The sequence below is a fragment of the Alcanivorax sp. S6407 genome (genome assembly GCF_023016115.1).
In the GTDB taxonomy this organism is placed as follows: Bacteria; Pseudomonadota; Gammaproteobacteria; order Pseudomonadales; family Alcanivoracaceae; genus Alcanivorax.
The window spans coordinates 268036-292117 of the sequence record NZ_JALKBH010000004.1; the positions used below are offsets into that span (position 1 = coordinate 268036).

Sequence of the window (24082 nt, forward strand, 5' to 3'; positions counted from 1 at the left end):
GTTTCAATTTACAAGGCGCGTGATGGCTCGCTGCCGAATTCATGGCCATGCCCGCGATCAAGCCTGAATTGCGGCGATGACCTGGATATAACGAAAGGCTGCCCCGCGTTGAAACTTGTAACTTGAAACTTGCTTGGCGCCTGTTCGGCCAACAAGTTGGCTCTCCTACAGAAACCGTCGGCCATTACAGGTGCTCGGGCTCTTGCTGAAAAGCGGTGAGACTTACGGCTGGAAATAACTCGGCGGGTGGCCGGTCCACTTGCGGAAGGCGCGGGCGAAATTGCTCGGGTCGGCATAACCGAGACGGTTGGCTACCTGCTGTACGGTAATGTTCGCCTGCAGATAGCCCATGGCCTTGGTCATGCGCACTTCTTCCAGCAGTGAGCGGTAACTCACATCCAGCGCATTGAGATAACGGCGCAGGGTCCGTGAGGTCACATGGAAGTTACTGGCCAGCTGCTCCAGGCTCGGCAGCATGCCTTCCGCCTGCATCAGACGGGCACGCACCCGGCTGGCCCAGTCCTGATCCGCTTCCAGCCGTTGCAGTTCTTCCTCGCATTTCTGCGCGGCCATCTGCCGGGAGGCCGGATCAGACAGAGTGAAAGGCTCATTCAACAGCCGGGTCGGCAGACGCAGTGCCGCCACCTCGGCACCAAACTCCACCGGCATGCCCAGCAGCTCATCGTAAAGATGGGCATGCTCTGGCGCCGGATACGGTAGCTCCAGCACCGCGCCCTGAAAACGGTCACCCAGCAGATAGCGGATACCACCGACCACCGCTGCCACCACCACTTCCAGGTAGGTCTCGCGGATATCGCCCAGCGGCATGCTTTCGATCAGGCAGAAGCGCACCCCGCTGCTCACCGGCTCGATGCGCGGCACACACAGGCGGGTACGGGTACGGAAATAGCGTTCCAGCAGACGCAGGGCATCGCCCAGATCGGCACTGCTGATGGCCGCATAGCCCAGCAGGCCGTGGGCGGTCAGGGTCAGCTGCTGGCCCAGCTTCAACCCCAGGGCCGGATTACCGGTCATGTCGCGGGCGCCCACCATCACCCGGCGGAACTGCTCGAAACGCAGCGCCGGCTCCGGGTTGTAAACATCCTCCTTGCTCAGACCGACACGGTTCAGCAGGCGAGAGGTATCAATACCCAACTCACCAATCAGCTCCACCAGATTACGGACATAGTTGACCGGGACCGGGGAGCGGCCTGTGCCAGGATCCAGCTGTACGAAACGTTCGCGACTCATAACGTCATTATACGCCATATTTCACCCCTGTCCGAAAATGACCGACCAGTGGCCATCCCTGCACTTCGACAGCACACACTTGTTCACCAGAATGCGCGTCATCAGACAAGACTCGGCATAAATGCCAAGGACACAACATGAACACTGATACGCAAACCTACAGCCGCCAGTTCGGCGCCGACGACGCCCGCGCCATCCGCGATGCCGTCAAGAAGGATCTGGGGCCTTCCGCATTCCGCTCCCGCCCACTGCGCGCCCTGTGGTTTATTCCCATGACCGCCATCATCGTGGGTAGCATCGCCAGCATTCTGGCCTTTGATCTGCCCTGGTGGGGCAACCTGCTGCTCAGCCTGCTTGCCGGCCACACCCTGGCCTGCCAGGCGCTGCTGGCCCACGAAGTGCTGCACGGCGCTCTTGGCATGAGCCGCCGCATGCAGGATGTGCTCGGCTGGATGGGCTTTGGCCCCGCCATGGTGCCGCCGGAATTCTGGCGCCGCTGGCACAACGTGGCGCACCACGCCCACACCAATCTGGGCGACAAGGATCCGGACTCCTTCGGCACCATGGTGCGCTACGAGAAGTATCCGCAGATGGCCAACTTCACCAAACCGGCCCCGGGCAGCGGCACCTGGTACAGCTTCCTGTTCCTGTTCTATTCCTTCATGTTCCACGCCCAGCTGGTGCTGTGGATGCAGACCCGCCGTCGCGACGAGTTCAAGGGCTTCAACCGCCGCAAGGCCATTACCCAGTCCATGCTCTGCGGCGCCGCCTGGATCGTACTGGCCATTGCCTCCGGTCCGCTGGCCATCTTCACCGTGCTGATTCCGATCATGATTCTCAACTTCATCGGCCAGAGCTACATTCTTACCAACCACATGCTGCGCCCGCAGATGGACAACAACCATCCGGTGGACAACTCAATGAGCGTACGCGCCTGGCGCTGGATCGATCCGCTGCACTTCCACTTCAGCCACCACGTGGAGCACCACCTGTTCCCGAAGATGGGCTCCGACCAGGCCCCCAAAGTGCGCGCCTGGCTGCAACGGGAAATGCCCGACCGCTACGTCTGCCCGAGCCACGTGAAGGCAGTAGCCATGCTCTACCAGACCCCGCGAGTCTATAAGGACGCCAAAACCCTGATCGACCCGCTCAACCCGGAACGCACCGTGGACGTGATGGAGCTGCAAGGGCAGCTGGGATAGGGACGCCTGACGCCTGACGTAAAAAGGCCCGCCCGGTAAACCGGGCGGGCCTTTTTACGTCAGGAAACACTCGCTAGTGGCCGCTGTAGGAGCTTGCCTGCAAGCGATCCGAGCCTTGGCGAGGTATGGATTCCAGAGACGAGTCTCGAAGATCAAAAAAACCCGGGCCAGGCGCGCGATTTGGGGTTTGGCCTTTCGAAACTCGCTTCTCGCAACTCGAAACTATTACCTCGCCGAGGCTCGGATCGCTTGCAGGCATACCCTGACGAGCACAAAGAGCTCCTACAGATCAGCCGGCAGGGCCATCAATGCCCTGTCGAAAACCGCCTTGTCACTCTCGCTGAACAGGACAAAACGCACCGTGCGGACGTTGCTTAACCCGGGCACCACTTCCGCCACGGTTTTCAGGGTAACGTCGGCAGCTTCTTCAATGGGATAACCGAAAATGCCGGTAGAAATCGCCGGGAAACCGATGGCGACGATGCCGTTCTGGTCAGCCAGCAACAGCGCTTCCCGATAACAGGATGCCAGCAGCTTTTCTTCCGGCTTGTCCCGCCCATACACCGGCCCAAGACAATGAATCACATGGGCATTGGGCAGGTGATGGCCACCGGAAATCACCGCCTGACCCGGCTTGATCGGCCCCAACGGGATACATTCCTGTTCCAGCCCCGGCCCTGCGGCCCGATGAATCGCCCCCGCCACCCCGCCGCCCATACGCAACTCCGCATTGGCCGCATTCACGATGGCATCCAGGTCCGGCTGATTGGCAATATCACCCTGCACGGTTTCCACGGTGACATTCCCGAATTGGCGTTGCGTCATGACTGCCTCCTTGCGTACAACCAAAACACTGATCACTGAGCCGCTGTGGGAGCGAGCCTGCTCGCGATCCGAGCCCTGGCGAGGTAATAGTTTCGAGTTGCGAGAAGCGAGTTTCGAAAGGCCAAACCCCAAATCGCGTGCCTGGCCCAGTTTTTTTTTGATCTTCGAAACCCGTTTCTGGAATCCTTACCTCGCTTAGGCTCGGATCGCGAGCAGGCTCGCTCCTACAGCGGCTCCGTAGAAACCACCTCAGATACTGGCGATCTCTTCTTCCGTCAGCACCCGGAACTCCCCCGGCGCCAGATCCATATCCAGGGCGATCTCACCGATCTGCTCCCGGTGCAGCCCGACCACCTTGTTACCCCGGGCAGCCAGCATGCGCTTCACCTGATGGTAGCGCCCTTCGCTAATCGTCAGCAGCAATGCGTGCTCACTCAACCGTTCCGCCTGTGCCGGCAGGGTCGGCTTGTCTTCGCCACGCAACAGAATGCCGTCTCGCAGCGCCTGCAGATCCTCATCACTGACCGGCTCCGCACACTGTACCCGGTAGCGTTTGCCGCAGGCATGATTGGGCGAGGTCAGCCGGTGGGACCAGTCGCCATCGCTGGTCAGCAGCACCAACCCGGTGGTATCCCGGTCCAGCCGCCCGGCCGGGTGCAGATCCCGGCGCAGCTCGGCGGGGATCAGGTCCACCACGGTGCGATGCTCGCCATCCTCTGTCGAGCACACCACCCCATCAGGCTTGTGCAGCATCAGGTAGCGATGGCCCGGCAATTGCACCAGCTCATCATGGAGCCATACCGCCTGGCCTTCAGCCACCCTGGTATTAGCCTTGGGGCGCGCCTCGCCGTCCACGCGCACCGCGCCCTTGCCGATCAGTATTTTCACCTGTTTGCGGCTCAGGCCCGTGCCGTGGGCAAGAAAGAAATCCAGACGCATGACCATGCTGATGCAGACAACCCGTACAGACCCGCCCCGGCCAGAACCGGCCATGGCAAAGACAATATTCGTTGATCAACTGACACCCGGTATCTGGAGTGCAGCCCCTTCGCTGGTATCATACCCGCCTTTGCACCCGATACCCGAACCCGGATCCGTACCCCATGAGTAAACTCAATCCCCGCCAACAGGAAGCCGTGGACTACGCCGATGGCCCCCTGCTAGTGCTGGCCGGGGCGGGCTCCGGGAAGACCAGCGTGATCACCCGCAAGATCGCCTGGCTGATTCAGGAGCGGGGCATGCCGGCCCGGCACATCGCCGCGGTGACCTTCACCAACAAGGCCGCCCGGGAAATGAAGGAACGGGTGCAGTCCCTGGTCAGCCGCGACCTGACCCGCGGCCTGATTGTGTCCACCTTCCACAACCTTGGCCTGCGTATTCTCAAGTCCGAGCTCAAGGCCTGCGGCCTGCGTAGCGGCTTCTCCATTCTTGATGGCGCCGACAGCAAGGAAATCCTCAAGGAGATCCTCCGCCAGGGTGACTCGGAGAAAGACCTGGATGCGGTGGACGCCATCCACAAGCGCATCTCCGACTGGAAGAATGCCCTGGTGCTGCCGGAAGAAGCGGTGAGCACCGCCGACTCCGACGAAACCCTGCGTGCCGCCATGGCCTACGGCGGTTACGACCGCATGCTGCGCGTCTGCAACGCGGTGGATTTCGACGACCTGATCCTGATGCCGGCGCGCATGTTCAAGGAGCAGCCCCGCATTCTGGAAAAGTGGCGCAACCGCATCCAGTACCTGCTGGTGGATGAGTACCAGGACACCAACGGCGCCCAGTACGAACTGGTCAAAATGCTCACCCTGCCGGAAGGCAAGTTCACCGTGGTAGGCGACGACGACCAGTCCATCTATGCCTGGCGTGGTGCCCGCCCGGAAAACCTCGAGCAACTGCAAACCGACTGGCCCACCCTGAAAGTGGTCAAGCTGGAACAGAATTACCGCTCTACCGGCCGCATCCTGAAAGCCGCCAACACCGTCATCGCCAACAACCCCCACGTGTTCGACAAGAGCCTGTGGTCCGACTACGGCTACGGTGAACCGCTACGCTTTTCCGCCCTGCGCGATGAAGACGCGGAAACCGAATGGATCGCCAGCGACATCTTCCACCGCCGCCTGCAACAGGGTCTCAAGTGGAAAGACTTCGCCATTCTTTACCGCGGTAATTTCCAGTCACGTATTCTGGAAATGAAACTGCAGAGCCTGTCGATTCCCTACAAGGTCTCCGGCGGCACCAGCTTCTTCTCACGCAGCGAGATCAAGGATCTGATGTGCTACCTGCGCCTGCTGGTGAACCCGGACGATGACAATGCGTTCCTGCGCATCATCAACACCCCACGCAGGGAGATTGGCCCCACCACGCTGGAGAAGCTCGCCACCTGGGCCATCAAGCGCGAGCAGGGCCTTTATCATGTCTGTGATGACTTCGCCCTTGGCGAAGTCATGGCACCCAAGTCCGCCGAGAAGCTGCAGAAGTTCAAGGCGTGGCTGGATGCCAAGCGCGAGTTCTGTTTCGGGCAGAACAGCCTGCAGGCCGTGAACGAACTGATCAGTGATATCGATTACGAAGGCTGGCTGATGCAGAATGCCTCCAGCCCGCGCATCGGCGAAAAGCGCATCGAAAATGTCTGGCAGCTGGTGCGTAGCATTGAACGCATGCTGGAAAAGCAGGAAGAGGAAGATGACGGTGCCAGCGATCTGGAAAGTGTCATCAAGAAACTGGTATTGCTCGACATGCTCGAGCAGCAGGAAGAAGACGACGATTCCGACCGCGTCCAGCTGATGACCTTGCATGCCTCAAAAGGGCTGGAGTTTCCTCACGTCTACATGATGGGCGTGGAAGAAGAACTACTGCCCCATCGCACCAGCATCGAAGAAGACAACATCGTCGAAGAACGCCGCCTGATGTACGTAGGCATCACCCGCGCCCGGGAAACCCTGGCCATGACCCAGGCCCTCACCCGCAAACAATACGGCGAACGTATCGACACCGCCGCCAGCCGCTTCCTGGATGAAATTCCCCAGGATGATATCGACTATCTCGGCATCGGCGTCATCAAGGATGAAGCCCAGGAAGACGCCGTCGCCGAAGCCAGCATCGCAAACCTGAGAGCCTTGCTGGATTAACCCCAACCCGACATTACCGCAGGAACGTAGCGTAGCGGAGTAACGCACGCAGTGCGGCCCGGAGGGTGAGCGCAGCGAATAACCTGCCTGCAGGCGATCCGAGCCTAAGCGAGGAAATCAGTTACGAGTTGCGAGAAGCGAGTTTCGAAAGGCAAAACCTCAACCCTGGCGCCTTGTTGTGGCTATTTGATTTTCGAAACTCGCGACTCGTTACTCGTTACTCGTTACTCGTTACGCGAAACGCGCCTCTGGAATCCTTACCTCGCCCAGGCTCGGATCGCCATGCGAGCATGGCTCCTACAGGAGGCACAGGTTATCTAGTAGCGCCGAACTCAACGATCTGGAAGTGTCTTCTGTTCTTCGGAAAAACCCGGGAACTTTTCCGGGGTTTGCTACCCCATCAAGCGTAGCTTGTAGCTTGTAGCTTGTAGCTTGTAGCTTGTAGCTTGTAGCTTGTAGCTTGTGCTCACAGCTCACAGCTCACAGCTATTCTCACCCCGCCATCCACGCAATCACCACATACCGCAACAACTTCCCCGCCGTCACCAACAACAAAAACCACAACAACCGAACCCGCAGAATCCCCGCCATCACCGTCAGCGGATCGCCAATCACCGGCGCCCAGGCCAGACAAAGCGACCACACCCCGTATTTCTGGAAGCGCTTTTCCGCAGAGACAAATTCTGCTTCCGACATCTTCAACCAGCGCCGGATCACCGCCACGCCAGCCCAGTAACCCAACGCATAGTTCACCAACGCGCCCAGCACGTTCCCCACCGTGGCCACGATCACCAGCGACGCCGGCGACAAGCCATTGAGCAGCAGAGCCACCAGCACCACCTCGGAACTCAACGGCAACACCGTGGCGGCCAGAAACGCCGCCAGAAACAAACCGATATGGCCCAACTCGGTAAAATATTCCATTACGCTTAAAGCACCCTCCGCGCCCTATTCACCCGCTCCGCTCCCCGCCTATCGCCCCTCCCCCGCCCATGTAGGAGCCTTGCTCGCAAGGCGATCCGAGCATAAGCGAGGAAATCAGTTTCGAGTTGCGAGAAACGAGTGTCGAAAGGAAAAACCTCAAACCTCGTACCTGATTGTTGCTTTTTTCCTTTCGGAACTCGGCACTCAAAACTCGCTTCTTGAATCCTTACCTCGCTTAGGCTCGGATCGCTTGCAGGCAAGCTCCTACAGCGGTACGCACCCTGGATCCAACAGCATGCACCAACACCATAAAACGCCCCACAATCACCCGAAAACCGCTGCAATATTTCCGTCACAGCCCGCCCAATACACTATGGATGCCCACTTTTTTGTAACCACCGCAACCCCACACGGCATCTGCCTTTCAGCCATTTACCAAAAGGTAATTTCAGAACAAAAAACCACCACCCGGCACAGATTATGCACCACTACCTTCAGGAAACAGATTGCCAGTTAGCACCGCGGTGCCGGCACATTGTTCCCTTCTGATGCGGAGCTACCATCTACAACGTCCTACATCGTCCCGCATCCGGCTGCTAAATTGGCAATGCGTACTGACTCTCAAGCTATCCCTTCTGAGTCAGCGCTATTGTGAACTCGCAATACTGGAGGATATTAACTTCACAGCGAGGTAATGATGCTTTTAGCAACGGATCTTGACGGTACATTTCTGGGCGGCAACGAAGAAAGCCGCTCCAGACTCTATCAACTGATCTCCGCCCACCCGGATATCGATCTGGTCTTTGTCACCGGACGCGGCCTCGAATCCGTGCTGCCGCTTCTGTCTGACCCCACCATCCCGACCCCGCAATACATTATCTGCGATGTGGGTTGCACCATTGTGGATGGTGAAACCCTGCAACCGGTACAACCCATCCAGGGCCACATCGACAACATCTGGCCCGGCGAACATATTGTCGGCAATGCCGTCGAGCAAGTCTCCGCCTCCCTGCAACGCCAGGATGTGCCACAGGAACGCCGCTGCTCCTACTTTTGTGATGCCGATGAAATCGACAGCGCACTGGAAACCATGGTCGAGGACCTCGGTTGCGACCTGCTTTATTCTGCAGATCGCTATCTTGATGTGCTGCCCAAGGGCATCAACAAGGGCAAGACCCTGTTGAATCTGGTCAAGCATCTGGATATCAATATCGAAAAAGTCCTGGTGGCAGGTGACACTCTCAATGACCTGTCCATGTACGAACATGGCTTTAAAGGGGTCTGTGTCGGTGAATCCGAACCGGCCCTGCTGGAAGCCACCGAGAACAGCACCCGCGTCATGCATGCGCCATCACCGGGTTGTGGCGGCATCCTGGAAGCGCTGGGTTACTTTGGTTTTCTCGGCCCCGCCGGCGTAGACACCGAAGTCCGCGATATTGCCACTCCGGGCAAGGCCGATCTGGTGATCGTCTATCACCGCCTGCCCTACGAAGAGTCCGTGATTGACGGCAAGGTAGTACGCCACCGTCCCAAATCTCCCAACGGCATCATCCCGACCCTGCTGAGCTTCTTTGATGACGCCAAGGCCGGCTCCTGGGTAGCCTGGTCCGCCCACGATGGCGACCCGGAAGATTTCCAGACCCACACCGAAGTGGACGCCGAACGCTTCCCCAATCTGGTGGCCGCCCGCGTGCCCCTGAACAAGGACGACATCGACATCTTCTACAAGCGCTTTTCCAAGGAAGCCTTCTGGCCCACCCTGCACACCTTCTGGGAACGGGCCAGCTTCAAGGAAGAGCACTGGGAAGTGTTCCTGAAAGTGAACAAGATGTTCGCCGAACGTACCGCCGCAGAAGCCGCGGAGAACGCCACCGTCTGGATTCACGACTATAACCTGTGGATGGTACCGGCTTACCTGCGCGAACTGCGCCCGGACGTAACCATCGCCTTCTTCCACCACACCTACTTCCCGTCCGCAGATGTGTTCAACGTCCTGCCCTGGCGCCGGGAGATTGTCGGCAGCCTGCTGCAGTGTGATTACGTGGGATTCCACATTCCCCGCCAGGCAGAAAACTTTGTTGATGTGGCACGCGGTGTCACGCCGCTGGAAGTGGTCGAAAAAGTGGGTTGCGCACCGCGCTTTCTTACCTATGGCTGCGCCGTGGGCCTGGATGAAATGACCAAGACCATCAAGGTCAACGACCGCTACATCGGCCTGGGCGCTCATCCGGTCGGCATTGATCTCAATCGCATCAAGACCGTCCTGGATGATCAGAAAACCCGCACGCGCATGCAGGAACTGCGCGAACAGCTAAAAGGCACCCGCCTGATCCTGTCCGTGGAACGGCTCGACTTCACCAAGGGCATTCTGGAAAAACTGGTGGCTTATGAGCGGTTGCTGACCGATAACCCGGAGCTGCTGGGCAAAGTGACCTTGCTCACCGTGTGCGTGCCGGCCGCCAAGGAAATGCGTATCTATGACGAACTGCAGCAGCAGATCGAACAGACGGTGGGCCGCATCAACGGCCAGTTCGCCCGGGTCGGCTGGACCCCGGTGCAATTCTTTTTCCGCGCCTTCCCCTTCGAGGAACTGGTCAGCTACTACGCCATGGCCGATGTCATGTGGATCACGCCGCTGCGTGATGGCCTCAACCTGGTCGCCAAGGAATACGTGGCCACCCAGGGCCTGACCCAGGGCAGCGGCGTACTGGTGCTATCGGAATTCACCGGCGCCGCCGCCGAACTGCGTGGCGCCATCCTCACTAATCCGCATAATCCACTGGAGCTGGCAGATACCTGCTATCTGGCGCTTTCCATGAGTGCCACCGACGCCCGCGCCCGTCTGGACGAAGCATTCAGTGCCGTTCAACACTACGACATCGAATATTGGGCGAATGATTTTCTGGACAACGTGGACCAGTTCAGCCGAAAGCCGAAGAAGAAGGTGAAGCTGGTGGGGCCGGATAGTCAGGTGGCATGAGAAGAAGAGCAGGACCCTGCAGGCAGGGCCCTGCTCCTTGTCAATCGAAATGCACCCAGGTAATACGATCACCTCGGGCTTTCGCTACGGAATCCAGCAACGGCAGATCTTGCCGGCAACAACGCACCTCATAATGCTCACTGATGTGGCTGGCGGGAATCCCTCTGCGAATCAGCTCCTCAATAATGATCCCGGAGCGATGCCTTGCCAGTGCATCGTTGTAGGCATGGCTACCGAAGCCGTCCGTTTCACCGATAACCGTAATCGGCGTACCGCGGTTGTTATAGGTTGCCACAATACGATCAAAGACCGGCATTTGCTCCTGGTGAATCACCGCACTGGCAAAGTCGAAGTAAAAGACATAAGTACCTGATGGCGCGACTGGACGCTCAATAAAGTTGTAGTCCATTTCCGGTACACGAATGCCCGCCACCTCAAGATGCAACGCCTGAACATCGCGATCAAAGGTTTGCACTTTCGGCTGCAATGTCCGGGCATTGTCTTTGTGAACAACAGTCCTCTGATCAAGCTTGCCGTTATTCAGAATGAGCAGCCCCTGAGCAGGTGTGCCACCGCCTGTCTGCCCCACCTGAGGCACCGGGGAGGTCGTGGCTGGCCCCGTTCCCCCCCCTGTCGGACCACTACTCCCTGGTGGCGTGGCTTTGCCGGGAACAAGCATCGGGGTCGCATTGCCTTGCTGAGGCGGCGGCACAATCACTACCTGACCCGGCACCGGATTTGGCGTCGGCTGCGTCGGCGCCAGTGTCGGCGTTGCCGTGCCCTGCTGCGGCGGCGGCACAATCACCACCTGACCCGGCACCGGATTTGGTGTCGGCTGCGTCGGCGCCAGTGTCGGCGTTGCCGTGCCCTGCTGCGGCGGCGGCACAATCACCACTTGGCCCGGCACCGGATTCGGTGTCGGCTGCGTCGGCGCCAGTGTCGGCGTTGCCGTGCCCTGCTGCGGCGGCGGCACAATCACCACCTGACCCGGCACCGGATTCGGTGTCGGCTGCGTCGGCGCCAGTGTCGGCGTTGCCGTGCCCTGCTGCGGCGGCGGCACAATCACTGTCTGCCCGGGCACCAAGGGGGTTGGATTTCCATTCCCTCCACCCTGTTGCTGAAGCGGGGGGGCCTGAACGGTCATGGGCACGGGAACCGCATCCGGATGAAGACGCAGTGGCGGCGTCGGCGGCAACGGAGGGGCGGTCGGACGTGACGCCTTGATTTTCTTCAACTTGTGAGGGGCAACGGGCCCACTGGTTCCGCTGTTTGTCGTGGCCGAAACACCCACCGGAACAACCGAAACTGGCTGGGTGCCAGTACCTCCCCCTCCAGCGGGAGGCAACACTCCCGTCGGCGAGCCACCCGCGGCATTGGTATTCAATTGAGCGCCGACATTGCCGCCATTTTGTTGCTGGCACTGCCACGATTGAGAGTGCTGACAATTCGCAGACGCCAACGCCCACTCACTCCAGCCCAGGATTGCGATGACAAGAAAACGTTTCATGATATTCGCCTCCTAGAAAAAATAGGCCAGCTGAGCCCAGGCACGATAATCCGAATCCGATCGGTCAGTATCTTCCCCCGTTAGCGGGTCACTGCCAGGATTATCACCAAGTTGACGGCCAACAATCAGCTGTAACTGATACCGGCTTCGCCAGGTACTGTGGGAACTCAGCCCTACAGTTTTCAGGCTGAAGCGGTTCTCGATCTGGGGGTTACCGCCCTCCCAGCCAGGCCAGGTATCGTTAAACAGGGTGAGCCACCCCTGGCTATAGAAGAGAGAGATCTGGGTATCGCTGTGAAACAACACATCTGCAAAATCCCGCCGAATATCAATATGCAGCTGCGTACCTTCATCCCCGCTGGCTTCGCTCACGGGATACCCGGCAACATCATACGGGCCACCCAGGTAGAGTTTTTGTGAGGTATCCAGATTCCCGTTGGCAACCTGTCCGTTGATCATCAGAAAACTGGACCAGGCTCCGCCAAGGTGTTGCAGCCAGGCAACATGATAATTGAATCGGGCAAAATTCCCTTCCGTGTCCGAGGACGCCTGATCAAAAGCCAGGTAATTATCATCACCCAGAATATCGACACGACCGACATCCACGCCCAGGCCATAGGAGAATTCCGCCACCCTGAAAAGATTGAACTCCCGGTCTCCGTGCAGGCCAAGGGCTAACTTGTCCACACGACGATCACTTTCCCCAATCACATTATCCTCATCATGCATGCGCAGACTCGATACCGCCGTATTGAAACGCAGGTTATGGTGACGGGCACGAATCAAGGGGTAGCGGGCAAGGAGAGCCGCCTCATAGGCGTCTCCCATGACATCAAAGGGCTCATACTCTTCCCCCAGTTCATAATTCAGGTAATCCAGGCTCGCACCAAGACGCAGGCCATTGCCTCCGACCGGTAAACTGTACTCACCATAGAGGTATTGCGACCCCTCGCCACTGGTGACCATGTCGAGAATCAGCTGATCACCTTGACGGGTGGGGCTGTTAAAATACAGCGATCCCCCCACACGCATTTCCCCGGTGTAGTAGTCACCGAAGTTATCGATATACAGGTCACCGTTTATAGCCGGTTCGTCAGTGGTTTCCAGCTGAAGCAAGGCTTCCCCGGCGACCTCCCCGGGCAGTAACGCGCCTTTCACTTCCACTCCCGGCAAGTCCCCGATCAGCAGCATCGTCCGCTCCATGGGCGCCCGCTTCAATGGCGTACCCGTGGCAAGGTTCTTAACCACAATACGGTGAATCACACTGTCCTTTACCCGCTCACCGCTATTGACCAGATACACCCCATTATCTGCAATCCGGCCCTCATAGACGTGAAGCGCAACGACCGGAGGGTCTTCCAGCATTTGTGGCGGAATAACCACTTCAGCAGCGAACAGGCCCGTATCGATATAGCGTTGCTGCAAGGCAGCAGCAGCATCATGAATCTCGGCAACACTGAGCATGCGCTGACTGAAAGGCTGAAGCACCGCCTCAAGTTCAGCCTGGCTCAATAACGTATTGCCATGCACGGTATAGCCCTGGACGAAAACACTCCCTGGTGATTCCGCAGGCTGAGCAGAAGATGAAGAGGGTTCAATATCGAGATTAACGTCAGGATCCGCCTCCAGCGAAGGGCCCGGCTGCGCCCTGCGATCCTGATGAAGGGCCCCGGCATCTGGGGCAGCATAAGAAAATGAAGGAAGCAGCAGGATTCCCCCTGCCAGCAGAGCGTTCCATGACAAGCGCAGCATCATAACGTCATCACACAGCAATCAGCGTTACACCCAAGCCATCCCGGGCAATAAGGATATTACTTTTTGAGTATAACCCTGATTGACAGAATCATGTCATCTGCAAGTGTGAGACTTATGTATAGAGGGGGGGGGGAGCCAACATCCGCAATAACGGTATCCAAAGGCACCCGGTAAAACGCAGCGAACCAATCCCTTGATACTTTAAAACTGGCTCGCCGTGAACACATGAATTGCACCCGCAGCAACGAGAGCGATGCAGGCAANTAACGTCATCACACAGCAATCAGCGTTACACCCAAGCCATCCCGGGCAATAAGGATATTACTTTTTGAGTATAACCCTGATTGACAGAATCATGTCATCTGCAAGTGTGAGACTTATGTATAGAGGGGGGGGGAGCCAACATCCGCAATAACGGTATCCAAAGGCACCCGGTAAAACGCAGCGAACCAATCCCTTGATACTTTAAAACTGGCTCGCCGTGAACACATGAATTGCACCCGCAGCAACGAGAGCGATGCAGGCAATGACATCTACGACAACCACCTTTCGAACAGCCCGATTGTAGCCACCAACCGACCACGCAATCGCGATAAAGGACACCACACTGACAAGCCCCGCAACGATCCCCAAGACGTGCAACGAAGGCTGGAACGCCGCATATACCAGGAACAGGCCAAGAAGCCCAAACAAGCTGGCCCGGTGACGCATCAGAATTTCAGTATTGGGGTCATTCAACGAAATACCATATAAAGCAGCAAGACGCTTCCCACCCAGAACACCAGCAACCGGCAAAAGATGAATGATGCCAGTCAGCACCAGAAGAACCGGGACCACTTTATCCATGCTTGCCTCTCTTGCTGTACGTTAAAGCGGGGGCGCTACAAGGTCGGTTTGCAGGCTCTTTTTATGTTTCCGAAATTCGACTAACAATCCATGCTACAAAACCAAGAGCTGCAGCAGCCATTAGTGGAAGCATTATTCTATCTGAGCTCCATGGCTTTTTTTCCTTTTTCGCTTCTTCAGTGGCTCTATAGAATTCATCAACGTTTATTGGGCATGAAATCTCGTGCGAGTCATCCTCCATAAACCTATAAGCATCTTCGAACTGCTCATCCAGACAAACCCATACGGTATAAGCATCTGAAACCACCACTCCTGGGGCTGGGCCAGTGTGTTCTCCACCGATATAGATGGGAACCCCATTCGACTCCAGCAAGAATTTAGCATTCCAAGCTTCTGTTCTATCAATGGTGCTGAACAGCTTTCGCATTCACACCCTCCCCAAAAAATAACGCCCCAAGCAGGGGCATAATTTGTGTTTTGAGCGCAGCGAAACAAAACATGTCCCACTACCTTGGCTTGTTATGTGTGACTGGCTACCACTTACTCCTCAGCAACCCTGGAAACACAGCCCCGATTGCTTTCTCACCACCAATACCATACGCCAGAAATACTGCACTTATAAAAAGACCTGAAAAGTGAGAAAGGTCAACCGCAACGGCGTAAAGCATGAGGCCAAAAAAACCAATTCCACAGACGCCTAGTATTCCGCTAAGGACTCGCAGAAACTTTTTCATTTTTCACTATCCACACCACATAACGCCCACCTCAGCCGCCGAAGGTCGGCCTGGAGGTGCTTGTTAAGCACCTTTCCCACCCAAAAAATAACCTTTCCTCTTTAAGTGAAATGAATATAGAGCAATAGAGGCAAGGAATACTATGCTGACCACCGTATAAATAATTACATATATAGATTGGTGAGATAGTGGATGCACACTGTAACCTTGGAGTGTTGCAACAACCGACCACAGCAGAATCACCACCAATAAATATGGAGCAATACCGAAGCGGAAGAACAATGCAGCGCCTGCCGCCAACCTTAAGAGTTGATAGATGACCGCCATCATCAACAAGGCAGGAGGAGCCGACCAAGACAGCCCTGCCAAGCTATAAATAGCCGCTCCGACCAAATACAAACATAAGATATAAGCGGTTATTGGTTTATCCACTCCTCTCACTTCCATATTTCTCTGATGCTTAACGCCTGGCGCAGAAGGCAAATTGGAGCGAGGAACGAGCGGAAATTTGATCCGCCTGGCGCCGCTTGTTATGACTTTGTGCTACAGACATGACCCCGAACTCTTTACGCTGTAATTGACTATTCTTCCATTCGAGTCCATTTCGATCGAAAGGAGAACATTCCAGGTTCCGCAAACAAAACCATCACCTTCAATAGATTCCAGAATCACGCCTTCCTCATTTGGGAATGAGCTTAGCGGAACATTATTGCTCTTCTGCCATTCAAACAGTTCATCTTTAGTTTTTCCAACCGGCGAAAAATGCTCCAATTTGGCTCGCCAAAAATTCTCCCTAATCTGGACATCCTCCCGATCACCGCAGGAAATCAAAAGCAAGCTGATTGCTAGTAGCGCAGTTATTCTTGCTAAAAAAACCATTTCATCCCTGCGAGTCATAACGCCCGGCGCAGCGGGCCAGTGTAGCGAGGCACGAGCGAAACTGGGTCCGACTGGCGCCACTTGTTAGAAGCTTACTCGCCATAAGCTTCACTGGTGCTTCCAAACGCATACTCGTGAAGATTACTTTCCTCATCGGATAAAATAAGGTTTCCTGAAAAGTCATCGAAGCTGATTCGAGGATTGAACGAATTTCCTTCGACCTTAATTTCACCTTGATCATGGAGCATTGAAAAATCGAAGGCGAATTCACCTACAATTTCTTTCGCTTGGTTTTCGTCGACTCCAAACTTCGCTAGCGCCTTCTTCAATATAAGTATCATCTGATACTGCCATTCAGTCGCCAAGTCTTCGTATTGCTCGCTGATCTTCAAGTTCATTAGTGCCTATTCCCTTTTGCTTCTAACGCCAAACTCAGCGGACTAATTGAGCGCAGCGAAATTTGATCCGCTGCAGTTTCTTGTTAGGTGCTTTTCTCTACGGTAGGCCAAGTATACAAACCCCATAGCTACTAGCTGCAGGATGAAAATTGAACCGGCCAAAATCACCCCACCAGAGAGAACCTCTAAATACGCTTTAACATCAGGCGGATAACTATCGTATGGAGTGTCCAGAAAACGCACGCCCACCCCCACTGAAGCAACCACACCGAACCATATAGCTACAGCACAGCCAATGGCCGATGAGATAAGTGCCAGATATATAGGCCAGAATCTCATAGCTATCTTCACCTAACGCCCGGCGCAGCAGGCAAATTGGAGCGACGAAGGAGCGGAAATTTGGTCTGCCTGCCGCCGCTTGTTAATGGCCTTAACCATCTAATTTGAGAGAAGAGCTAATCAAAATCGGCCCAAAGCAAATCCGTTCTCCACTCTATCTCTCTCTGATAACTGAAATCATTGTTGCCACATTCGTAAATTTCTGATGAGACTTCGAAATGTTCGCTCTCAGTGATCCTGCCGACGTGATAGCTGCACTGTCGCCAATTACCAGGCTCTGCCGTATAAACACGATCGCCAGATCTAATCAATGGGCACTCCTTTTGACCTCTTGCTTCTATAGACAATACCAAATCGGGTCTCTGAAAAGGCCAGTAAAATGGGATCACTGGCAGCAAAGCAGGGCCAAAGAAAGTGAAACTCTGCCTATAGAGAGGAAAGGCTGTAATCTTCTCTCCCGAACAGTTTAGCCGACTAAAACCAAACTCATCAGCATTGGTCCATCCTACATTCGCATTGGGATAATGACCTTCCCATCTCTGAGAGAATGCACAACCACACATTAAATATGCAGAAAAAAGTAGAAACCCGAGCCTCACACCTCCCTCCATGCTCCTGCCTTATCGCATTAACGCCAAACTCAGCGGACTAATTGAGTGCAGCGAAATTTGATCCGCTGCAGTTTCTTGTTAGATGATTAATGATCTCGCATAGAAAACAGATAGTTATACAAAATTATCTGGAATGCATTCGGGAATTGGAAAGAATATTGCGCAACCAGTTTCCTTGGCGCCATCCAGCTTTCCCTCTATTAATCTTCCTGATTCAGAAAAGCGGAGCTCTAACTCGTTGAAGCCTAAAGGGATGAGTAAAGGTATTGGTACAATCATAACAAGCGCAGCGCCTCTCCAAGCCAAGCTTTCACGATAGGTCCAAACCTCACCTCCCTCTTTAGTCGTTCTCGTTGAATCTGGCATCCCTAAATACGCAATTGCACTTTCTTTATCCTCTACCACCCACTTATTTTTTCCCTGTAGGTGTACAAACCTCTGCTCCGTAGATTCAGTCGTAATGATGTAGCCTCCAACACAGCCACTCAAAGACACAAGAACCATCAAAACAGTAATCAGCTTCATCGAATTTCCATCTAACGCCCGGCGCAGCAGGAAAATTGGAGCGACGCAGGAGCGGAAATTTGGTCTGCCTGGCGCCGCTTGTTATAGCACCCGCTATCAAAACCGGGAATCGTTTTCACAAGGTATCCCGTCTCTATCACCATCCATCTTTGTATTCGGGCAGTTTCTTGTGAAAAATTCGGCTNCCATTGCTTCCCTATCCATGGCATACGGATGGATTACAGCACTTGTACCCGTATCCATGTTATTTGTGTAGTAACTCCACGCAGCAAAACCCAAAACAGCCACAAGAAGAAAATTTTTCAAAACCCCTACCCCACGTTAATTTCGCTATAACGCCTAGCTCAGCGGCTGGCAAAGCTGGCACGTATTTGCGTAGCAAATTGAGTGACAGGTTTGACAGTCCATTGCAGCTACTTGTTATGGCTAACTTCATATCTAGCTGGGAAGTGCTCTCCTTTACAGAAAGTCACTCCCTCGCTTTGTGTTAGTTTTATCTCAGCTAACTTCCCAATACCTGATGATGAAACATCATTCATCGCTGATGCTGAGTACCCATCCTTCTCTACACAGAAGTTCCAGCTATAGCTTTTAGAGCCATGTAACGTAAAGACGACCATTTGCCAGTATGCGTCTTTCTCTACTTTTCATTCACCATTTTCATCTGTTTTAAGTGATTCAGATTCGAGCAAATCGCCGTAGGGATAAACTACTGTTGCGAATTTAACAGTGGCATCCTTTATAGGCAGACCATTCGCATCTGTAACACGAAAATTTATCTCTGGCTTCTTTGTCGTGTAATAAGGAGCACATGCACTCAATATTAATACTGACATTAGCAGAATTATGCGCATACTCTCCTCAAGCCATAACGCCGCGAGCAGCGGCCGAAGGTCCGCTTGCCTTGCCTGGTTAAGTGGTGACACACCAGCCTACCCAAGAACCAAGGTGTGAGCCTGCGAACCAGACTACATTTATGGCACCTGCAAGGACTCAAACCCTGAAGACACCCCCAACCTCAAATGTGGCCGCCCACAACGAACGGGAAAGCCGAGTCACAACCTCATATTCTTCTAACGGCATCCAAAAGCATGACTGTGGCACCAACTTGGAATCTTGCTCTGGAATAAATAAAGCAGAGCCATTTAACGCCCGGCTCACCGGGTAAATTTTTGATGGCGACCTTTGTGCGGCCTTATGCACAAAGGGTGACAGCGGAAATTTATCCGATGCAGCCGCTTGTTATGAATCACCATATAACCTTGGTTGTGTTTTCCATAGAAAGGAGGACCTCCTTTATCGAGGAAAACTCTATTGATTCGTGACGCGCATTGTTCATAATCGCCACCGCACCACCATCCAGATCATCATGAAAAATTAGGAATGTGATAAATGGCCACCTGTATCGTATTTCTGCCTCACCAATATCAATTGAACTAAGAACTCGACCTTTCTCAAATACTTTGAATGTATTATGGCCAACTGTATAAGAGCGCGTGAGTTATCGACCATACATTACGCACATCCATGCCGACCCCAAACAAATCGGGATCACCACAATAGAGGTAGCAAAAAGAAAGGCGACATCAAGGCCTAGCCCGTTTTCTGCTAGGTTTGCCAGTATTAGGTAGTCCACAAAAAGGAATACACCTATCATGAACACGAACACTAGGGGGCCAGCATATCGAAGCGCATACCCCATTATGCCGTAGCCATATTCGATCTCTCTCATCTCTTCCCCATAATTCATAACAGCGTATTCAGTCGAATCGTTCGACATATCTTTTTTCGACATATTTCTTCGCGAAGATAGCGATGAAATACATTTAATCTCAATTTACTCAGCCAGTTATTGGAAAAACAAGAACAATTCTCAACTGACAAAACTCGAAGCAGCGGGTTATTTCCCGCACTCGGCCCTTCAGATTAAGCCGTCCCGGGCTCTATATTTCAATGACTTAACAAATTTTAAGAGATCTCTTACAACTATTTCGGCGTCGTTCCGTTGAGCACGGCTCATCGTGAGCTCAATCTGACATCACACATGGAGGTCAGCATGAGTAGTCGCACCAGAGATATCCCTGTCAATGTGCCTGAAAAGCCCGTCAAGCTTCTTGACCAATTTCGTTCCTGGCTTCGCGCCAATCATTATCGGTATCAGACCGAACAGACATATGTTCACTGGGTTGTGACATATATTCGTTATCACAATCTTAGGCATCCTCGAGAAATGAGTACCCCTGAGATTGAAGCCTTTCTGACTTACCTGGCAACTCAACGCCAATGCAGCCCCGCCACACAAAAGGTCGCACTCAACAGCCTTAATTGCTTTTATCGAAAGTTCCTTAAAATTGACTTTCCTCCCCTGGAATTTCGCAGATCTCGCCAGTATCGCCGGCCCCCTGTTGTATTTACTGATGAGGAAGCACGCGCTGTTATCGATCAGCTCTCAGATCCTTTCAAACTTATGGCTGAATTAATGTACGGCTCAGGCCTGAGGGTTTCAGAGACACTGCGACTCCGTATCAAGGATATCGATTTTGGACAGGGGCAATTGATTGTTCGGGAAGGAAAAGGCAACAAGGACAGGATAACCGTTCTCTCTGATCAACTTCATGACCGGCTGAAGCTTCAGATAAATCTCGCCAGCAGTTATTACAAGTATGATCGACAGAATGGTGTCGGCCCCGCCTGGATGCCGCATGCGCTGGCCAGAAAGTATTCTGGAGAAGCATCACAGCTTGGCTGGCAGTTCATTTTCCCCTCCAACGAACCTGCGAAAGATCCGCAAACCGGAATCATTCGCCGCCATCACCATCATCCTGACACCATTCGCAAACATATCAAGAAAGCCGCTCAGGAAGTCGGCCTCGTCAAACTCTGCGGCCCGCACACTTTCCGACATTCCTTTGCGACACGATTACTGGAAAGCGGCTACGACATCCGCACCGTTCAGGAGCTGCTGGGCCACAGTGACGTGTCCACCACCGAGCGTTACCTGCATGTGATGAACCGGGGCGGACTGGGAGTGATCAGTCCGCTCGATCGGGGGTAGGTAGGTGGGAGATTCAGCTTGCTTAACGAAGGGGATTTTGATCCCGGGTTTGTTCGCCCCTCCAGAGGGGCTCCTACAACAGGAACAGCAATACTTGGCAATCCGCCCTCAGTGAACTCTGTCCCCTCTGTGGTAAATCCGCTTTTGATCTTTGCGTGCTGCATGGCGTTAAGCGTGTTGCACGCTGCGAAGCGGCATAAAAAACCCGGCTTGCGCCGGGTTTTTATCGCTTGCAGGCAAGCTCCCACAGGGGCTTATTCGCTCCAGGTGAGATCCAGCTCGCGAGCAGCTTTCACGTCATCCAGGCGGCGCACTGGCTGGGTGAAGGGCGCTTCCTTGACCATGTCGGGTTCGGTGCGTGCTTCTTCCAGGATGGCGGCCATGGCATCGACGAACTCGTCCAGGGCTTCCTTGCTTTCGGTTTCGGTGGGCTCGATGAGGAAGCACTCCGGCACCAGCAGCGGGAAGTAGGTGGTCGGTGCGTGCTGGTTGTAGTCCAGCAGGCGCTTGGCGATATCCATGGCGGTCACACCCAGCTCTTTCGCTTCTTTGGCGAAAGTAAGGATGAATTCATGGCTGGCACGGCGATCCGGGTAGGCGGCGGTGCAACCGATGGCCTCCAGACGCTTGAGCAGGTAGTTGGCTGCCAGGGTGGAGAACTCGCCCACCCGGATCATGCCTTCACGTCCCAGGGAACGAGCATAGTAGTAGGCGCGCAGCAGAACACCCGCGTTGCCCATGAAGGCACTGAGGTGGCCGATGCTGGTGCCGAGGATATCGGTATCGATCCAGTGATAGCTGCCGTCATCACGCTGGCCTGCCATGGGGGTGGGCAGGTAAGGCAGCAGACGTTCGGACACACCGACCGGGCCTGCACCAGGACCACCGCCGCCGTGCGGGGTAGCAAAGGTCTTGTGCAGGTTCATGTGGATCACGTCGAAGCCCATGTCGCCGGGACGCACCTTGCCGAGGATGGCGTTCAGGTTGGCGCCATCATAGTAGAGCAGGCCCCCGGCTTCGTGGACGGTCTTGGCGATGGCTTCGATCTGCCGTTCGAACACGCCACAGGTGCTGGGGTTGGTCATCATCAGGCCGGCAGTCTGCGGACCGCAGGCGGCTTTCAGCGCCTCCAGATCCACGTCGCCATCCTTGCCTACCGGCACTTCACGCACCTTGTAGCCACACATGACAGCGGTGGCCGGGTTGGTGCCGTGGGCGGCTTCCGGGATCAGGATTTCGGTACGCTCGTCGTCACCACGGGCGTCGTGGTAGGCGCGAATCATGGCCACACCGGCGAACTCGCCCTGGGCGCCGGCCATGGGCGCGAGGGATACCCCCTTCATGCCGGTGACTTCCTTGAGGAAGTTCTGCAGCTCATACATGCAGCTGAGGAAACCCTGACTGTGGCTTTCCGGCGCCAGCGGGTGGCGGTTCAGGAACCCCGGCAGCATGGCGGCACGGTTGGCGCCGCGGGGGTTGTACTTCATGGTGCAGGAGCCCAGCGGGTAGAACTGCTTGTCGATGGCGAAGTTCTTGCTGGAGAGGTTGGTATAGTGACGCACCACCTGCATTTCGGACACTTCCGGCAGGGCCGGCTTTTGTTTGCGGCGCAGTTGCGCGGGAATGGCACTGAGCTTGTCTTCTGCCAGTGCTTTCGGCGCCTGGGAGACGGCGCTGCGGCCCGGGTGAGACAGTTGGAAAATCAGTTTGGTCTCGCTCATGCCAGCACCTCCTTCAAAGCCACTGCAAACAAATCCAGATCGCCTTCGCTGTGCACTTCGGTGGCGTTGACCAGGATGGCGTTTGGCAGGTTGTAGTCTTTCGCCAGGCTGACACCGCCCAGCACATCTTTCTCGGCCAGTTGGGCCAGCACGTCATCGGCTTCTTTTGGCAGCGTCAGTACCACTTCGTGGAAGGTGGGAGCGGTAAAGGCACGCTCCACGCCGGCGATGGCGGTGAGTTTTTCCGCCAGTGCCTGGGTGTTGGCATGGCAGTGGGCCGCCACGTTGGTGAGGCCATCCGGTCCCAGCAGAGAGGTATAGATGGTGGCCGCGGTCATGGCCAGGCCCTGGTTGGTACAGATGTTACTGGTGGCCTTGGAACGACGGATATGCTGTTCGCGGGCCTGCAGGGTCAGGGTGAAACCCTGTTTGCCTTCCATGTCCACAGTGCGGCCAATGATGCGGCCGGGCATCTGGCGCACGTGTTTCTGTTTGCAGCACATGAAGCCGAAGTAGGGACCACCGGAAGACAGCGGTACGCCCAGCGGCTGACCTTCGCCCACTACGATATCCGCACCGTCGCTGCCCCACTCACCGGGAGGCGTCAGTAGCGCCAGGGAAGTCGGATTGACCACCGCGATGACCAGCATGCCGTTGGCCTGGGCCCAGTCGGTGAGCGCATCCACGTCTTCAAGAGAACCGAAGAAGTTGGGCTGGCTGATCACCAGGGCGGCATAGTCTTCGCCTTCATAGGGCTTGAGCGCATCCAGCGGGGTCTGGCCAGTGGCGGCATCGAAGCCCACCATCTCCAGCGCCACATCCTGGTTTTCCACGATGGCCTTGGTGGCGGCGGTGTAGCGCGGGTTCAGGGCGGTGGGCACCAGTACCTTGCGGGACTTGCTCTTGCGATTGGCGCGCAGGCTCATCAGCACCGCTTCGGCCAGGCCAGAGGCGCCGTCGTAGACGGAGGCGTTACTCACATCCATGCCGGTAAGGCGGGTCATCAGGGTCTGGAATTCGTAGATCACCTGCAGGGTGCCCTGACTGGCCTCCGCCTGATACGGGGTGTAGGCCGTATAGAACTCACCGCGGGTGGCAATCTCCCATACCGCTGCCGGAATATGGTGCTGGTAGGCACCGGCGCCAATGAAGCTCACCGCGCCCGCGTCCATGGCGGCGCGCTCGTTCATCAAACGCGTCACTTCCATTTCGCTCAAACCGTCGGGCAGCGCGTCCAGCTTGCCGGCCGCTTTCAGGTGCGCGGGAATTTCATCGAACAGATCTTCGATGCTGTCGGCGCCAATGGCGTCGAGCATGGCACGCACGTCATCGGGGGTATGGGGGATGTAAGGCATGGGGGTACCTGGTCAGGTTGGGTTTGGCTTTGGGTCCGCAGCGCTTCACT

General features: G+C 55.5%; 19 protein-coding genes. 4 read left to right on the forward strand and 15 right to left on the reverse strand.

Annotated features, from left to right (window positions below):
• Positions 1-222: 222 nt before the first annotated feature.
• Positions 223-1269, reverse strand: a complete 1047-nt coding sequence (locus MWU49_RS10960) for an AraC family transcriptional regulator (protein WP_246972041.1) — start codon at positions 1267-1269, stop codon at positions 223-225.
• A gap of 119 nt (positions 1270-1388) precedes the next feature.
• On the opposite strand from MWU49_RS10960, the gene MWU49_RS10965 reads away from it, so the two are divergent.
• A complete protein-coding gene (locus tag MWU49_RS10965; RefSeq protein ID WP_246972043.1) occupies positions 1389-2453 on the forward strand; it encodes an acyl-CoA desaturase in 1065 nt (354 codons plus the stop codon).
• 282 nt (positions 2454-2735) lie between these two features.
• On the opposite strand, the gene MWU49_RS10970 is transcribed toward MWU49_RS10965, so the two are convergent.
• Positions 2736-3278: a macro domain-containing protein gene (locus MWU49_RS10970; RefSeq protein ID WP_246972045.1), complete on the reverse strand. Its 543-nt coding sequence runs from the start codon at positions 3276-3278 to the stop codon at positions 2736-2738.
• Positions 3279-3527: 249 nt separating this feature from the next.
• Positions 3528-4217 (reverse strand): pseudouridine synthase, encoded by a 690-nt coding sequence (locus MWU49_RS10975; protein WP_246972047.1) that lies wholly within the window; start codon positions 4215-4217, stop codon positions 3528-3530.
• A 164-nt stretch (positions 4218-4381) separates the two neighbouring features.
• Here MWU49_RS10975 and rep point away from each other — a divergent pair, with 164 nt between their 5' ends.
• Positions 4382-6403: a DNA helicase Rep gene (gene rep, locus MWU49_RS10980; protein WP_246972049.1), complete on the forward strand. Its 2022-nt coding sequence runs from the start codon at positions 4382-4384 to the stop codon at positions 6401-6403.
• Positions 6404-6895: 492 nt separating this feature from the next.
• Here rep and MWU49_RS10985 read toward each other — a convergent pair whose 3' ends face one another.
• Positions 6896-7327 (reverse strand): YqaA family protein, encoded by a 432-nt coding sequence (locus tag MWU49_RS10985; protein WP_246972051.1) that lies wholly within the window; start codon positions 7325-7327, stop codon positions 6896-6898.
• Positions 7328-8021: 694 nt separating this feature from the next.
• Here MWU49_RS10985 and ggpS point away from each other — a divergent pair.
• Complete coding sequence (gene ggpS, locus MWU49_RS10990; protein WP_246972054.1) at positions 8022-10307, forward strand: glucosylglycerol-phosphate synthase; 2286 nt, start codon at positions 8022-8024, stop codon at positions 10305-10307.
• Between the two features lie 40 nt (positions 10308-10347).
• Here the strand turns inward: ggpS and MWU49_RS10995 are convergent, their stop codons facing one another.
• From MWU49_RS10995 to MWU49_RS11035, 9 genes are all read right to left on the reverse strand, one after another.
• On the reverse strand, positions 10348-11814 hold the full coding sequence (locus MWU49_RS10995; RefSeq protein ID WP_246972056.1) for an OmpA family protein: 1467 nt from the start codon (positions 11812-11814) through the stop codon (positions 10348-10350).
• Between the two features lie 12 nt (positions 11815-11826).
• Positions 11827-13569 (reverse strand): ShlB/FhaC/HecB family hemolysin secretion/activation protein, encoded by a 1743-nt coding sequence (locus tag MWU49_RS11000; RefSeq protein WP_348646702.1) that lies wholly within the window; start codon positions 13567-13569, stop codon positions 11827-11829.
• Between the two features lie 465 nt (positions 13570-14034).
• A complete protein-coding gene (locus MWU49_RS11005) occupies positions 14035-14415 on the reverse strand; it encodes a hypothetical protein (protein WP_246972060.1) in 381 nt (126 codons plus the stop codon).
• Positions 14416-14476: 61 nt separating this feature from the next.
• The gene (locus tag MWU49_RS11010) at positions 14477-14842 is read right to left on the reverse strand and encodes a DUF2007 domain-containing protein (protein WP_246972063.1); all 366 of its coding nucleotides are present in this window, start codon (positions 14840-14842) and stop codon (positions 14477-14479) included.
• Positions 14843-14948: 106 nt separating this feature from the next.
• Positions 14949-15149 carry a hypothetical protein gene (locus tag MWU49_RS11015; RefSeq protein WP_246972066.1) on the reverse strand — a complete coding sequence of 67 codons (201 nt, stop codon included), beginning with the start codon at positions 15147-15149 and terminating at the stop codon, positions 14949-14951.
• Positions 15150-15212: 63 nt separating this feature from the next.
• The gene (locus MWU49_RS11020) at positions 15213-15581 is read right to left on the reverse strand and encodes a hypothetical protein (RefSeq protein WP_246972070.1); all 369 of its coding nucleotides are present in this window, start codon (positions 15579-15581) and stop codon (positions 15213-15215) included.
• A 539-nt stretch (positions 15582-16120) separates the two neighbouring features.
• Positions 16121-16426: a hypothetical protein gene (locus tag MWU49_RS11025; RefSeq protein ID WP_246972073.1), complete on the reverse strand. Its 306-nt coding sequence runs from the start codon at positions 16424-16426 to the stop codon at positions 16121-16123.
• Between the two features lie 1064 nt (positions 16427-17490).
• Complete coding sequence (locus tag MWU49_RS11030) at positions 17491-17901, reverse strand: hypothetical protein (protein WP_246972078.1); 411 nt, start codon at positions 17899-17901, stop codon at positions 17491-17493.
• Between the two features lie 96 nt (positions 17902-17997).
• Positions 17998-18144, reverse strand: coding sequence for an excalibur calcium-binding domain-containing protein (locus tag MWU49_RS11035; RefSeq protein WP_348646704.1), 147 nt, complete (start codon positions 18142-18144; stop codon positions 17998-18000).
• A 1813-nt stretch (positions 18145-19957) separates the two neighbouring features.
• On the opposite strand from MWU49_RS11035, the gene MWU49_RS11040 reads away from it, so the two are divergent.
• Entirely contained in the window at positions 19958-20956 is a 999-nt protein-coding gene (locus MWU49_RS11040) for an integron integrase (RefSeq protein WP_246972082.1), read from the forward strand.
• A 254-nt stretch (positions 20957-21210) separates the two neighbouring features.
• Here the strand turns inward: MWU49_RS11040 and gcvPB are convergent, their stop codons facing one another.
• Together gcvPB and gcvPA are read right to left on the reverse strand one after the other, a co-directional pair.
• Positions 21211-22677, reverse strand: coding sequence for an aminomethyl-transferring glycine dehydrogenase subunit GcvPB (gcvPB, locus tag MWU49_RS11045; RefSeq protein WP_246972084.1), 1467 nt, complete (start codon positions 22675-22677; stop codon positions 21211-21213).
• Positions 22674-24032, reverse strand: coding sequence for an aminomethyl-transferring glycine dehydrogenase subunit GcvPA (gene gcvPA / locus MWU49_RS11050; RefSeq protein WP_246972086.1), 1359 nt, complete (start codon positions 24030-24032; stop codon positions 22674-22676). Before gcvPA ends, gcvPB begins: the two co-directional genes overlap by 4 nt.
• Positions 24033-24082: the final 50 nt, after the last annotated feature.

Excerpts from the sequence above, each read along its gene's own strand:
- MWU49_RS10960 (WP_246972041.1), bottom strand. The coding sequence starts at position 1,269 with ATGGCGTATAATGACGTTATGAGTCGCGAACGTTTCGTACAGCTGGAT.
- MWU49_RS10965 (WP_246972043.1), top strand. The coding sequence starts at position 1,389 with ATGAACACTGATACGCAAACCTACAGCCGCCAGTTCGGCGCCGACGAC.
- MWU49_RS10970 (WP_246972045.1), bottom strand. The coding sequence starts at position 3,278 with ATGACGCAACGCCAATTCGGGAATGTCACCGTGGAAACCGTGCAGGGT.
- MWU49_RS10975 (WP_246972047.1), bottom strand. The coding sequence starts at position 4,217 with ATGCGTCTGGATTTCTTTCTTGCCCACGGCACGGGCCTGAGCCGCAAA.
- rep (WP_246972049.1), top strand. The coding sequence starts at position 4,382 with ATGAGTAAACTCAATCCCCGCCAACAGGAAGCCGTGGACTACGCCGAT.
- MWU49_RS10985 (WP_246972051.1), bottom strand. The coding sequence starts at position 7,327 with ATGGAATATTTTACCGAGTTGGGCCATATCGGTTTGTTTCTGGCGGCG.
- ggpS (WP_246972054.1), top strand. The coding sequence starts at position 8,022 with ATGATGCTTTTAGCAACGGATCTTGACGGTACATTTCTGGGCGGCAAC.
- MWU49_RS10995 (WP_246972056.1), bottom strand. The coding sequence starts at position 11,814 with ATGAAACGTTTTCTTGTCATCGCAATCCTGGGCTGGAGTGAGTGGGCG.
- MWU49_RS11000 (WP_348646702.1), bottom strand. The coding sequence starts at position 13,569 with ATGATGCTGCGCTTGTCATGGAACGCTCTGCTGGCAGGGGGAATCCTG.
- MWU49_RS11005 (WP_246972060.1), bottom strand. The coding sequence starts at position 14,415 with ATGGATAAAGTGGTCCCGGTTCTTCTGGTGCTGACTGGCATCATTCAT.
- MWU49_RS11010 (WP_246972063.1), bottom strand. The coding sequence starts at position 14,842 with ATGCGAAAGCTGTTCAGCACCATTGATAGAACAGAAGCTTGGAATGCT.
- MWU49_RS11015 (WP_246972066.1), bottom strand. The coding sequence starts at position 15,149 with ATGAAAAAGTTTCTGCGAGTCCTTAGCGGAATACTAGGCGTCTGTGGA.
- MWU49_RS11025 (WP_246972073.1), bottom strand. The coding sequence starts at position 16,426 with ATGAACTTGAAGATCAGCGAGCAATACGAAGACTTGGCGACTGAATGG.
- MWU49_RS11030 (WP_246972078.1), bottom strand. The coding sequence starts at position 17,901 with ATGAAGCTGATTACTGTTTTGATGGTTCTTGTGTCTTTGAGTGGCTGT.
- MWU49_RS11040 (WP_246972082.1), top strand. The coding sequence starts at position 19,958 with ATGAGTAGTCGCACCAGAGATATCCCTGTCAATGTGCCTGAAAAGCCC.
- gcvPB (WP_246972084.1), bottom strand. The coding sequence starts at position 22,677 with ATGAGCGAGACCAAACTGATTTTCCAACTGTCTCACCCGGGCCGCAGC.
- gcvPA (WP_246972086.1), bottom strand. The coding sequence starts at position 24,032 with ATGCCTTACATCCCCCATACCCCCGATGACGTGCGTGCCATGCTCGAC.